The sequence below is a fragment of the Pseudomonas sp. S3_A03 genome (genome assembly GCF_054668275.1).
This window is the reverse complement of sequence record NZ_CP162753.1, coordinates 4,630,830-4,643,632: the sequence shown is the minus strand read 5'-3', so window position 1 is coordinate 4,643,632 and position 12,803 is coordinate 4,630,830. Positions and strand designations below refer to the sequence as shown.

Genomic DNA, 12,803 nt, shown 5'->3' with positions numbered 1-12,803 from the left:
GGAGACCTCACATGCCTGACTTCTCTGGCTTGCCGCTGGTGATCGAACCCAGCGACCTGATCGGTCGCCTTGATACCGAACACCTGATTCTGGTGGACCTCACCAGTGCCGCCCGCTACGCCGAAGGGCATATCCCGGGGGCGCATTTCGTTGACCCCAAGCGCACCCAGTTGGGCCAGCCGCCGGCACCCGGCCTGCTGCCCCACAAAGCCGACCTGGAAAAACTCTTCGGTGAACTGGGCCACACCCCGGATGCCACCTACGTGGTCTATGACGACGAAGGTGGCGGCTGGGCCGGACGCTTCATCTGGATGCTCGACGTGATCGGTCACCCGAAATACCACTACCTCGACGGCGGCCTGCTGGCCTGGCTGGCCGCTGAGTACACCGTGTCGACCGACGTGCCGCCAGCGCGCGGCGGCCCGGTCAGCCTCACGCTGCACGATGGCCCCACCGCCACCCGCGAATACCTGCAAAGCCGCCTCGGCGCCGCCGACCTGGGCATCTGGGACGCACGCGGCCCGCTGGAATATTCCGGCGAGAAGGTGCTCGCGGCCAAAGGCGGGCACATCCCCGGCGCCGTGAACTTCGAATGGACCGCCGGCATGGATAAGGCGCGCAGCCTGCGCATCCGCCGCGACATGCCGCAGGTCCTTGAAGAGCTTGGGCTGACCCCCGACAAAGAAATCATCACCCATTGCCAGACTCACCACCGCTCTGGCTTCACCTACCTGGTGGCCAAGGCGCTCGGTTATCCGCGAGTCAAAGGTTATGCCGGTTCCTGGGGCGAATGGGGCAACCACCCCGACACCCCCGTTGAGATTAAGGTTTAAGGACAGTTATGAAAAAGCAGTTGTTTATCCTCAGCCAGTACTTGCTGCCGCACCATCTGCTGTCGCGCCTGGCCGGCTGCATTGCAGAGTGCCGCGTGCGCTGGTTCAAGAACGCCTTCACCACCTGGTTCGCCAAACGCTATCAAGTGGACATGTCCCAGGCACTGGTTGAAGACGTAACCGCCTACGAGCACTTCAACGCGTTCTTCACTCGCGCCCTCAAAGACGGCGCGCGCCCGCTGGACCAGGCCCCTGGCGCCGTACTCAGCCCCGCCGATGGCGCGGTCAGCCAGCTTGGCCCGATCGAACATGGTCGTGTGTTCCAGGCCAAGGGCCACAGCTTCAGCGTGCTGGAATTGCTGGGCGGCGACGCCGCTGTAGCAGCGCCGTTCATGGGCGGCGACTTTGCCACCATCTACCTGTCACCGAAGGACTACCACCGAGTTCACATGCCGCTGGCCGGCACCCTGCGCGAGATGGTCTACGTGCCGGGCCGGATCTTCTCGGTCAACCAGACCACCGCCGAAAACGTACCGGAACTGTTTGCGCGCAATGAGCGCGTTGTGTGCCTGTTCGACACCGAGCGCGGCCCGATGGCGGTGGTATTGGTCGGCGCGATGATCGTGGCATCGATTGAAACCGTGTGGGCTGGCCTCGTCACGCCGCCCAAGCGCGAGCTGAAAACCTTCCGCTACGACGAAGCCGCGCGTGCGCCGATTTATCTGGAGAAAGGTGCCGAGTTGGGCCGCTTCAAGCTGGGCTCGACCGCCATCGTGCTGTTCGGGCCGGATCAGGTGAAATGGGCGGAAGAATTGGTGGCCGGTTCGCCGGTGCAGATGGGCCAGGGTATCGCACTGCCCAACGCCTGACCTGACGCCAATCCAGGTCAATTGTGGGAGGGGGCTTGCTCCCGATAGCTGTGTTTGAGTCAACTCATCGGGTGACTGATCCACGGCCATCGGGAGCAAGCCCCCTCCTACATTTTCAGTTACAGCTGCCCGTCGCGGTCGCGAAAGCCCAGCAGGTACAGCACACCGTCCAGCCCCAAGGTCGAAATCGCCTGCTTCGCCGATTGCTTCACCAACGGCTTGGCGCGAAACGCCACGCCCAACCCGGCAATCGCCAGCATCGGCAAGTCATTCGCGCCGTCGCCGACCGCAATGGTCTGCTCCAGGCGCAAGCCTTCCTTATGGGCCAATTCCTTCAACAGATCCGCTTTGCGCTGGGCGTCGACAATCGGCTCCACCGCCACACCGGTCACTTTGCCATCGACCACTTCCAGCTCATTGGCGAAGACGTAGTCGATGCCCAACTTGGCCTGCAATTGTTTGGCGAAGTAGGTAAAGCCACCGGACAGGATCGCAGTCTTGTAGCCCAGGCGCTTGAGTTCGGCGAACAGCGTTTCGGCGCCTTCCGTCAGGCGCAGCGACGCGCCGATGGAGTCCAGCACGCTCACATCCAGGCCCTTGAGCAGCGCCAGGCGCTCCTTGAAGCTGGCGCGGAAATCCAGTTCACCGGCCATGGCGCGCTCGGTGATCGCGGACACCTGTTCACCCACACCGGCGGCCTTGGCCAATTCGTCGATGACTTCGGCTTCGATCAGTGTGGAATCCATGTCGAACACCGCCAGGCGACGGTTGCGGCGGAACAGCGAGTCTTCCTGGAAGGCGATATCGACATTCAACGCCTGGGCCACGCTGAGGAACTCGGCGCGCAAGGCTTGCGGGTCGGCCGGCTCACCGCGCACGGAGAACTCGATGCAACCCTTGCCCTGATGAGCGGGTGTGTCCAGCGGCATACGGCCCGACAGACGGTCGATGTGGTCGATATTCAAACCGTATTGCGCGGTGATCGAACTGACGCGTTGCAACTGCTCAGCCGTGACCTTGCGAGTCAACAGCGTGACGATGTGGCGTTTCTTGCCTTGGCCGGCCACCCAATGCTGGTAGTCCTCCTCGGACACCGGGGTGAAACGCACCTGTTGATCCAGCTTGTACGCTGTGAACAGGATGTCCTTGAGCACGGACGAGGCCTGCTCGGTGCTGGGAATTTCCACCAGGATGCCGAACGACAGGGTGTCGTGAATCACAGCCTGGCCGATGTCGAGAATGTTCACACCACCCTGGGCCAGCACACCGGTAATGGCAGCGGTGAGACCCGGACGGTCAACACCCGTGATGTTTATCAGGACAATTTCGCGCAAGGCGCACCCCCAGGCTGGAAAAAAACCGCATTCTACCCACTTTCAGTGACCATCGGGCACAGCCAGCGCTTTGCCGGTCTTGGGCCTGTCGCTATACTGCGCGTCAACTTCACGGACCGAGAGCCGAGCGCAAGTGAACCGGCCCACGCCAGTAAAAACCGATAACTTCTTCCTGCTGATCTTCCGGGCACTGCGCCACCGCCGTGTACCGATCGCATTACGCATCGCCAGCCATAACGTGATCCTGGTCGCCCTGGCCCTGGTGATTTATGCCTGCGTGATGGGTTTGCAGTTCAAACAGGCCATGCACGAGCAAGCCGACGCCCTGGGCGAGAGCTTGACCACTCAGACCGCCACATCGGCGACTGAACTGTTGGTGTCCAACGACATCCTCAGCCTCAACGTGCTGCTCAACAACCTGACCAAGAACCCGCTGGTGGCCCACGCCGCCATCTACAGCGTGGACAACCGGATCATGGCCGAAGCCGGGCAGCGCCCGAAAAACGGCCTGCTGGGCGAGGCCGAAGGCCTGTACCAGAGCAATATCACCTTTCAGGATGTAAAGGCCGGCCAACTGCGCATCAGCCTGGACATGCAGCAATTCCAGCAGCCGATGACCATTAGCCTGCAAAGCATGGGCATCCTCAGCGCAATCCTGCTGGCCCTGGCTCTGGCCTTGAGCCTGCGCCTGGGTCGGCATATCTCTACACCGCTGATGCAATTGCGCATCTGGCTGCGAGATATCGACGAACACACCCCGGCCACTGATCGCCAGGACGAAATCGGCGACATCGCCCGCCAACTGCACGCCAGCTTCGCCCCGGAGCCGGCACCCCAGGTTGAACCTGAACCCGAGTTCGACGACAGCGATTACGACGACGAACCCGAGTTTGAAGTACGCGACCTGCGCGATCCGGGTTTTGACGAAAGCGCACCCGCCGCCCGCCCGAAGCCTGCGCCGCGCCATGTGGTCAAGGCCGAAGAAGACGAACTGGACGACGAAGACCCCTTCGCCGATCTGCGCGACACGTCAAACGACAGCGCTGCCGTGACGCCAAAGCCCGCGCCGGCGCGCAGCACCGAGCCTCAGTACAGCGCCGTACTGGCCGTGCAATTGGGCGCCCAGGACCAACTGCGTCGCCTGCCCCGCGCGCGCCTGACCGAGTTATTGGAACGCTACCGCGACTGCCTCGACCAGGCCGCCTCGCTGTACCAGAGCGAGCTGCATACCCTCAATGACGGCAGCACGCTGATGCTGTTCCACAGTGAAGACAGCGGTGAGGATTACCTGACCAACGCCATCTGCTGCGGCGAGTTATTACGTGCGCTGGGCCATGAGCTGCAGATCGAAGTGGCGGACAGCGGCATCACCCTGCAACTGCAACTTGGCTTAACCGTGGGTGACGACCTGTTTGGCATGAGCCAGATCGACCTGCTGCTTACGGAAATCGCCCAGGACGCCCTGGCCTTGTCCCAACACAGCCGCAACCTGTTGCTGGTGGAGCGCAAGATCAGTGAAGACACGCTGATCCGCCAACGCGCGCGCATCCGCCCGATTGCCAGCCCTGAAGGCGCCAGCTGTGTGGAGCGTCTGATGGAGCCGTACCCATCGATGCTGGAGCGGCAGTTGGCGCGGATGCATGAGACCCGCGCCAAGCCGTGAAGAATGTGGGGTGGGACTTGCCCCCTACCACATTTGGGATCTGCACAGGCTTCAAGTAAATCGCGCACAAACAAAAAGGCCCGCTGAGTAAGCGGGCCTTTTGTTTGTGCGCGATTCAGGTCAGAACCTGAACACTTCCATATCCGTACGGATCGGCGTAGCCATCGGCATCTTGGGCTTCTGCGGCTCGGCCGGTTTGGCCTGAGCCGGGGCTTGCTTGCGTGGTGCCTCGGCAATCGGCGGTTGGTTGGCCAATGGCTTGAGGGCCACCGACAACTGCTGCGCCAAGTGCTGCAACAGCACGCCCTGGGCCTGAACCTGGGATGCTGTCGTGCCCGTGTGTTCTTCCTGCAGATGAACGATGCGGTTATCACGCACCTGGCCACGGCGGTCGATCAGGCGCCACTGCGCATCAAGGATCGCCGGCTGCGAAGTACCGGAGTCGAGCCGGGTGATGGTCAGCAACACCTGCACGTCCGGGGTAAAGCCAGTTGGCGCAGGCGAGAGGACCACACGCTGGCTGTCCAACTGACCCGCTACCTGGCGCAACATCAATTGGTTGATGTCGGACGACAAACTGCCCGCCCAACGACCATCGGTGGAACCTTGCAGACTGCCGTCGTTCTGACGTTGCAGCAGGGTTTCGCGTTGCAGATAGTCGGCTACGACCACCGGCCCCAGCAACACGGCCATGCCGGCGGTTTGTGCTGGTTGCGCCGGACTTCCGCTGTCCAACTGGTACAGCGACACCGGTTGGTGGGTGCTGCAACCCGCCAACCCCAAAAGGCCAGCGAGCATGAAAATAAAAGGAAGGCGTGGAGCAGTCATCATCCCATCCAGGTGGCTGCCACAAGGCGAACCACAATGTAATACTAAAAATAACCTAAACACGCTCGGCCACGCCGGCGCTGGAAAGGGCATATCATCCGTGAATATGCGCCATGACTCCAGCGCCAAAGCGTCGATCTACCCGTTAAATCGTAGATCGAGGGCTCTAATCCGGCTTAAACCGGCGTTTCCACCAACAAAGCATCCACACGCTGGAAGCCTCGAGGCAGTTTGTTACCGCGCCTGCCACGCTCACCCTTGTAATGTTCAAGGTCGTCGGGACGCAACGATAGCGTGCGTTTGCCGGCCTGGAGCACCAGGGTCGAGCCCTCGGGGATCACCGCGATGTCGGTCACGTACTCTTCGCGACTGGCCACCCGCTCCCCTGGTATACCAATAATCTTGTTGCCCTTGCCTTTGCCCAACTGCGGCAGATCGCTGATCTTGAACACCAGCAAGCGCCCTTCGGTGGTCACCGACGCCAGCCAGTTGCCTTCGCGATCATCCACCGGCCGCGGCAGGATCACCTTGGCATTATTCGGCAGGCTCAACAGCGCCTTGCCCGCCTTGTTCTTGGCCTGCAGGTCTTCGCCCTTAACGACGAAGCCGTAGCCCGCATCGGAAGCGATGACGTACAACGAGTCATCGTCCGGCAGCAGCACACACTCAAAATTCGCGCCCGGTGGCGGTGTCAGGCGCCCGGTCAGCGGCTCGCCCTGCCCCCGTGCGGATGGCAAGGTATGCGCCGGCACCGAATAACTGCGCCCCGTGGAGTCGATAAACACCGCAAACTGGTTGGAACGCCCGGCAGCGGCGGTTTTAAAACCATCGCCCGCCTTGTAAGACAAGCCAGTGGCGTCAATATCATGCCCTTTGGCGGAACGAACCCAACCCTTTTCCGACAGAACGACGGTAATTTTCTCGTTAGGCAGCAGTTCGGTTTCTGTCAGAGCCTTGGCTTCGGCACGCTGAACAATCGGCGAACGGCGGTCATCGCCATAGGTTTCGGCGTCTTTGATCAGCTCGCTGCGTACCAGCTTTTTCAGCTTGGCTTCGCTGCCCAGCAGCGCTTGCAGCTTGGCTTGTTCCTTGAGCAGCGCGTCCTGTTCGTCGCGCAGCTTCATTTCTTCGAGTCGCGCCAATTGACGCAAGCGGGTGTCGAGGATGTAGTCGGCCTGGATCTCGCTCAGCTCGAAACGCGCGATCAGCTCGGCTTTGGGGTGCTCGGCGGTGCGGATAATATGGATCACTTCATCCAGGTTGAGGTAGGCGATCAGCAAGCCGTCCAACAGGTGCAGACGGCGCTCGACCTTGTCCAAGCGAAATTGCAGGCGACGACGAACGGTCTGTACCCGGAACTCAAGCCACTCCACCAGCAGGTTGCGCAGGTTTTTCAGCTGCGGCTTGCCGTCCAGGCCAATGATATTGACGTTGACCCGGTAGCTGGACTCAAGGTCCGTGCTGGCAAACAGATGCTGCATCAGCACTTCGTGATCGACCCGGCTGTTGGTCGGGATGATCACAATGCGGCAAGGGTTTTCGTGGTCGGACTCGTCACGCAGGTCGGCCACCTGGGGCAGCTTCGACGGTTTGGCCTGCATCAACGCGGCGATCTGCTCCAGCACCTTGGCGCCGGACACCTGATGCGGCAGCGCGGTCACAATAATGTCGCCATCTTCGACGTGGTACACGGCGCGCATGCGCACCGAGCCCTTGCCGGTCTCGTACATCTTCAGCAGGTCGGCGCGCGGGGTGATGATTTCCGCTTCGGTCGGGTAATCCGGGCCCTGGATGTGCTCGCAGAGCTGCTCGACGGTAGCCTTGGGCTCATCGAGCAAGCGCACACAGGCCGTGGCGACTTCGCGCAGGTTGTGCGGCGGCACGTCGGTGGCCATGCCGACGGCGATGCCGGTGGTGCCATTGAGCAGGATATTCGGCAAACGTGCCGGCAACACCAGGGGTTCGTCGAGGGTGCCGTCGAAGTTCGGGCCCCAGTCAGCGGTGCCCTGGCCCAGTTCGCTCAGCAGTACCTCCGAATAACGCGACAACCGTGCCTCGGTGTATCGCATGGCGGCGAAGGACTTGGGATCGTCCGGCGCACCCCAGTTACCCTGGCCGTCCACCAGCGTGTAGCGGTAGCTGAACGGCTGGGCCATCAGCACCATGGCTTCGTAGCACGCCGAATCGCCGTGGGGGTGGAACTTGCCCAGTACGTCACCGACGGTACGCGCCGACTTCTTGTGCTTGGAATCGGCGTCCAGGCCCAGCTCACTCATGGCGTAGATAATGCGCCGCTGTACGGGCTTGAGGCCGTCGCCGATGTGCGGCAATGCACGGTCCATGATCACGTACATGGAGTAGTTGAGGTAGGCATTTTCGGTGAAGTCAGCCAGCGACCGGCGCTCTACGCCGTCTAAGCTGTCTGCGAGGATGTCACTCATGCGGGCCTCATCATTATTGGGTGAGGCGCAGCGGAAATGCCGCCGCGCCGGGTCAATTCAATTGTTTGATCATTCATGGCCGGGCACTCCAGCCACCGACCGGGGCGGCAAAACGATAGACCACCGGGCGTTTTTCACCATCGGCACGCGGGCCGAAGTTGTTGTCCAGGCCGATCCAGGCACCGTCATCATCAATTACCAGCGCCTCGGCCAAGCCATAGGGCTGGTCGTATTGGCGTTGCGGCGCAAGCATGTCTGCGGCAAATGACCAACACTGCTCAACTGCCGCTGTCAGCGCATCGCGGCGGCACAACTGATATTGGCTGCTCTCAAGGGAAAACAACTTGCCCTTGAACCACACCACATCGGAGAAATTCCTGGAAACGGCCTTGGCCTTGGGCACCTGGGCGGGCTGCATCTGCGTGCCGGCCTCACTCAGTAATACGCACGGACCGTCACAATCCCACAGGCTTTGCGCACGCTTGATGGAGATAAGCCCGCGCCCCTCACGCTCTGCCGCCAGCCAGATCCGATTGCCCTCGGGGTTCACCGCCAGCCCTTCAAACAGCGCATTGAAGTGCAGCAACAGGCCACTGGCGCGGGCTTCACGCACCACGCTCGGCGCGATCTTCAACCACTCGGGCGCACCGGCAGCGGGCACTTGCAGCACGGCGGCATGGGCTTCACTGACGATGTATCGGTTACCGACGGCATCGCAACTGATGGCCTCGAAATCCAGGTCGCCACCGCGAATGAACGAGGCGGCCTTCGTGCGCGAACGCAACCCCCAAGGCAAACCGGAATCCGGCACCGGCGGCACGTCGATCTTCACCGCCGTGGCCTGCCAGGTCGGCATGCTGATATCCAAACGGTAGATCTGATCGTCATCGCGGTCGGAAACCGTCCACAGCTCATTGCCACACAGGGCCAGGCCCGACAGGTTGCCACCGCGCATGCCATCCACCGGGTGTTCGGACACCAGTTTGAGCTGCGCCCCGGGCGCCGCAACCCCCTGGGCGCTCGCCAAGCCGCTGAACAACAGGATCGCCAGGGCGAAACCTGTACGCATCAACCCAGCACCTCGGCCAGGTTGCCTTTGGACTCCAGCCAGGATTTACGGTCCGGCGCGCGTTTTTTCGCCAGCAGCATGTCCATCATTTCCGAGGTGGCGGCGAAATCGTCCAAGGTGAGTTGCACCAGGCGCCGGGTGTTCGGGTCCATGGTGGTTTCACGCAACTGCGGCGGGTTCATTTCACCCAGGCCTTTGAATCGCGTGACCTGTGGCTTACCGCGTTTCTTCTCGGCCACCAGGCGGTCGAGGATGCCATCGCGCTCGGCTTCGTCGAGGGCGTAGAAAATCTCTTTGCCCAGGTCGATGCGGTATAGCGGCGGCATGGCGACGTAGACGTGACCGGCATCTACCAGCGGGCGGAAGTGCTGCACGAACAGCGCGCACAACAAGGTGGCAATGTGCAGGCCGTCGGAGTCGGCGTCGGCGAGGATGCAGATCTTGCCGTAGCGCAGTTGGGTCATGTCTGCCGCGCCTGGGTCGACACCGATGGCCACGGCGATATTGTGTACTTCCTGGCTGGCCAGCACTTCGCTGCCATCGACTTCCCACGTGTTGAGGATCTTGCCGCGCAACGGCAGGATCGCCTGGAACTCTTTGTCCCGTGCTTGCTTGGCGGAACCGCCGGCGGAGTCACCTTCCACCAGGAACAGTTCGGAGCGCATCGGGTCTTGACCCGCGCAGTCAGCCAGCTTGCCAGGCAGTGCCGGGCCTTGGGTGATGCGCTTGCGCTCGACCTTCTTGCTGGCCTTGAGACGACGGCCGGCGTTGTTGATCGCCAGTTCGGCCAGGGCCAGGCCCAGTTCCGGGTGCTCGTTGAGCCACAGGCTGAACGCGTCCTTGACCACACCGGAGACAAACGCCGCCGCCTCGCGGGACGACAGGCGTTCTTTGGTCTGGCCGGAGAATTGCGGCTCCTGCATCTTCATCGACAGCACGAACGCGATGCGCTCCCACACGTCTTCCGGCGCCAGCTTCACACCGCGCGGCAGCAGGCTGCGGTATTCGCAGAACTCGCGCATGGCATCCAGCAGGCCCTGGCGCAAACCGTTGACGTGGGTGCCGCCCTGAGCGGTGGGGATCAGGTTGACGTAGCTCTCCTGCACGCTGTCGCCGCCCTCGGGCAACCACAGCAATGCCCAATCGACGGCCTCTTTGTTACCCGCCAGGCTGCCGCAGAACGGCTCGTTGGGCAGGCGTTCGAAGTCGCTGACGGAGTCTTCCAGATAGGAACGCAAACCGTCTTCGTAATGCCACTCGACCTTTTCGCCGGTGCCTTTGTCTTCAAAGGTAACCAAAAGGCCCGGGCACAACACCGCCTTGGCCTTGAGTACGTGCTTGAGGCGGCTGATGGAGAATTTCGGCGAATCGAAGTATTTAGGGTCCGGCGCGAAGTACACGCTGGTGCCGGTGTTGCGCTTGCCGACGGTGCCGATCACTTCAAGGTCGGTGGCTTTGTAGCCATCGGCAAAGGTCATCTGGTACTCGTTGCCGTCACGCTTGACCTTGACGCGGACCAGGGTCGACAAGGCGTTGACCACAGAAATACCCACGCCGTGCAAACCACCGGAGAACTGGTAGTTCTTATTGGAGAACTTGCCACCGGCGTGGAGCTTGGTGAGGATCAGCTCAACACCCGGCACACCCTCTTCCGGGTGAATGTCCACCGGCATGCCACGACCGTCGTCGGACACTTCCAGGGAGTGGTCAGCGTGGAGAATGACATGCACCGATTTGGCGTGCCCGGCCAAGGCTTCGTCGACGCTGTTGTCGATGACTTCCTGGGCGAGGTGATTCGGCCGACTGGTGTCGGTGTACATGCCGGGCCGTTTGCGCACCGGGTCGAGGCCCGAGAGGACTTCGATGGCGTCGGCGTTATAAGAGCTAGCGCTGGGAGTGGCCATGGGGTCTCGTCGTGAGTCGTTCGATTAAAAAATAACCTGCGGTTTCCAAGGCAATTACAGTGCCGAAAAATCGAAGGATTGATACTGATCCGCACCCACGCCGGCAAAACTCAAAAGCGCCGGCAATTGCTGGGCGAATCCTTGGTAGCCATGGTCGCCACCGGGCTGGATGCGCAAGGCACAGGCTCGGTAATACTGCTGGGCGAGGCGATAATCCAAGGTTTCATCGCCGGTTTGCAACCACACCTGATAACGTCCCGCATCCTGGGGCGCCGGTACTTCCAGCTCGGCCAGCGCCGTGACGTGGTCGTGGGTCAACTCCCAGGTTTCAGCGGTGTAGAGGTTCTTCTGGGTGCCCAGGTAACCGTCGAACATGCGATGGGGACTCACCGCCGGGTTGACCAGCAGCGCCTTGAGGCCATGGCGTTCAGCAAGATGGGTTGCATAGTAGCCGCCGAGTGAGCTGCCGACCAGCAGTGGTCGACCCAGTTGCGCAATGGCCTCTTCCAACTGGGGAATCGCCTGACGGGGATGGTGATGCAAGGCTGGCACGCGCAATTGATCGGCCAGGCCAAGGGCGTCCATCACGCGGATCAACTGGCTGGCCTTGTTGGACGCCGGCGCACTGTTGAAGCCGTGGATATACAGGATCGAAGCGGACATGCCGGGCTCTCCGTGCTTGCGCCAAAAGGGCGCAGTTTACAGGGAACCAGAGAATCTGAGCAGAGTTCGTCACAATGAGGTGCGGAATAAACATCGCGCCCGAGCGTCTCTCTAATTATTTATTTCAAGGCTATCCAGTCTTGGATTTGAGAAAATCCTTCAGCGCAGCGGCGAGCTCCTGAAAAATCGCAACAATATCGCTACCCAGGCCAGCAGGTTTATCCTCAACTTTGGCAGGCTCCGCAGCGAGCTTCATCATCAATAGAATCAAGGCTATCGGCATAATTGCCAATAACCACAAGAGCATGGGTGTAGTTTCCAGCTTGGCACCATGAATAAGCTTGAATGTGTAGACGACAAACGCTCCAAACACATAAACAGCCGCAACATAAATTGTAACGAAGATAATCCCTCGTTGGAGCCTACGAGTATCAGCCTCGTCGAGCTGGCTTCTATTGAAGCGCTCCGTGTCCGGAAGCTTAGGGATACTGCCTTCCGAATAGTCCACATCCTTTTGGAGATTCTGATCCTTCAAAACTCTACTCTCATTTCAGTAACGAATTAGTCCGAGGTTCATCAAGCGATAATGCATTGCCGCGCCTGACACATTTAGTATTGCCGCCATTTCCTCAACATCGTGTTTTTTTTCCTTGAAGACCAGCCACTCGACAACTTCTTTAGGCATCAACAACTCCGCCGCAAAACTATTTGCATCCCGCTCTCGGTAAAGATGTGTTCCCGAACTATAGTTTCTCGCATTATCCCTGAAGGAATGACCGTGCCTTAAAAACATATGCCCTAACTCATGAGCAATAGTAAAGCGCTGCCGAACAACCGCATCATCAGGATTGAAACGGATGGTTGGAATGTTATTCACAACGTCAAAGCAGCCACTCAGATCATGAGCGCTCATGCCGTAATCCGGTTCCACTGAAGCGCCCGCTGCACGTGCAATACGATAGGGATCAATAGGAAGTTGACGGTCCCAGTACCTATTTAGGACATCTTGAGCGGTGCGAACAGGCATGAGCGATCTCCTTGTCAGTACTGGTGGATAGATATCCTTCCGCCGAAGGAGGCAAAATTGTACAGAAAACTATCGATGGGTACAGATCTGCTGAATATATAGGCGCGTCTACGAAGAAAATCAAAACGCCCAGCGGGTTATCTGAGTCGAGTTGTAAATGACCGGAACCGCA

The 12,803-nt window shown here is 60.4% G+C and carries 11 protein-coding genes; 3 read left to right on the top strand and 8 right to left on the bottom strand.

The annotated features are described in order from the left end of the window. Nucleotides 1-11 precede the first annotated feature (11 nt). Complete coding sequence (locus AB4O25_RS21180; RefSeq protein WP_137220166.1) at nucleotides 12-833, top strand: rhodanese-like domain-containing protein; 822 nt, start codon at nucleotides 12-14, stop codon at nucleotides 831-833. Between the two features lie 8 nt (nucleotides 834-841). Continuing rightward, a complete protein-coding gene (gene asd, locus AB4O25_RS21175; protein ID WP_017526432.1) occupies nucleotides 842-1,702 on the top strand; it encodes an archaetidylserine decarboxylase in 861 nt (286 codons plus the stop codon). 119 nt (nucleotides 1,703-1,821) lie between these two features. On the opposite strand, the gene serB is transcribed toward asd, so the two are convergent. After that, nucleotides 1,822-3,036, bottom strand: a complete 1,215-nt coding sequence (gene serB, locus AB4O25_RS21170; RefSeq protein ID WP_017526433.1) for a phosphoserine phosphatase SerB — start codon at nucleotides 3,034-3,036, stop codon at nucleotides 1,822-1,824. Nucleotides 3,037-3,169: 133 nt separating this feature from the next. Here serB and AB4O25_RS21165 point away from each other — a divergent pair, with 133 nt between their 5' ends. Next, nucleotides 3,170-4,699: an AhpA/YtjB family protein gene (locus tag AB4O25_RS21165; RefSeq protein ID WP_017526434.1), complete on the top strand. Its 1,530-nt coding sequence runs from the start codon at nucleotides 3,170-3,172 to the stop codon at nucleotides 4,697-4,699. A gap of 120 nt (nucleotides 4,700-4,819) precedes the next feature. Here AB4O25_RS21165 and AB4O25_RS21160 read toward each other — a convergent pair whose 3' ends face one another. From AB4O25_RS21160 to AB4O25_RS21130, 7 genes are all read right to left on the bottom strand, one after another. Continuing rightward, complete coding sequence (locus AB4O25_RS21160; protein ID WP_026067142.1) at nucleotides 4,820-5,527, bottom strand: PqiC family protein; 708 nt, start codon at nucleotides 5,525-5,527, stop codon at nucleotides 4,820-4,822. Between the two features lie 176 nt (nucleotides 5,528-5,703). Next, nucleotides 5,704-7,968: a DNA topoisomerase IV subunit A gene (parC, locus tag AB4O25_RS21155; protein ID WP_065879446.1), complete on the bottom strand. Its 2,265-nt coding sequence runs from the start codon at nucleotides 7,966-7,968 to the stop codon at nucleotides 5,704-5,706. A 73-nt stretch (nucleotides 7,969-8,041) separates the two neighbouring features. Continuing rightward, on the bottom strand, nucleotides 8,042-9,037 hold the full coding sequence (locus tag AB4O25_RS21150; RefSeq protein ID WP_217855732.1) for an esterase-like activity of phytase family protein: 996 nt from the start codon (nucleotides 9,035-9,037) through the stop codon (nucleotides 8,042-8,044). Beyond that, entirely contained in the window at nucleotides 9,037-10,941 is a 1,905-nt protein-coding gene (gene parE, locus AB4O25_RS21145; protein WP_065879448.1) for a DNA topoisomerase IV subunit B, read from the bottom strand. Before parE ends, AB4O25_RS21150 begins: the two co-directional genes overlap by 1 nt. Nucleotides 10,942-10,995: 54 nt before the next feature. Further along, the gene (locus AB4O25_RS21140) at nucleotides 10,996-11,604 is read right to left on the bottom strand and encodes a YqiA/YcfP family alpha/beta fold hydrolase (protein ID WP_460149954.1); all 609 of its coding nucleotides are present in this window, start codon (nucleotides 11,602-11,604) and stop codon (nucleotides 10,996-10,998) included. Between the two features lie 130 nt (nucleotides 11,605-11,734). Then, nucleotides 11,735-12,139 carry a hypothetical protein gene (locus AB4O25_RS21135; RefSeq protein ID WP_017526440.1) on the bottom strand — a complete coding sequence of 135 codons (405 nt, stop codon included), beginning with the start codon at nucleotides 12,137-12,139 and terminating at the stop codon, nucleotides 11,735-11,737. Between the two features lie 15 nt (nucleotides 12,140-12,154). After that, nucleotides 12,155-12,631, bottom strand: a complete 477-nt coding sequence (locus AB4O25_RS21130; protein WP_026067143.1) for an ImmA/IrrE family metallo-endopeptidase — start codon at nucleotides 12,629-12,631, stop codon at nucleotides 12,155-12,157. Between the last annotated feature and the right edge of the window lie 172 nt (nucleotides 12,632-12,803).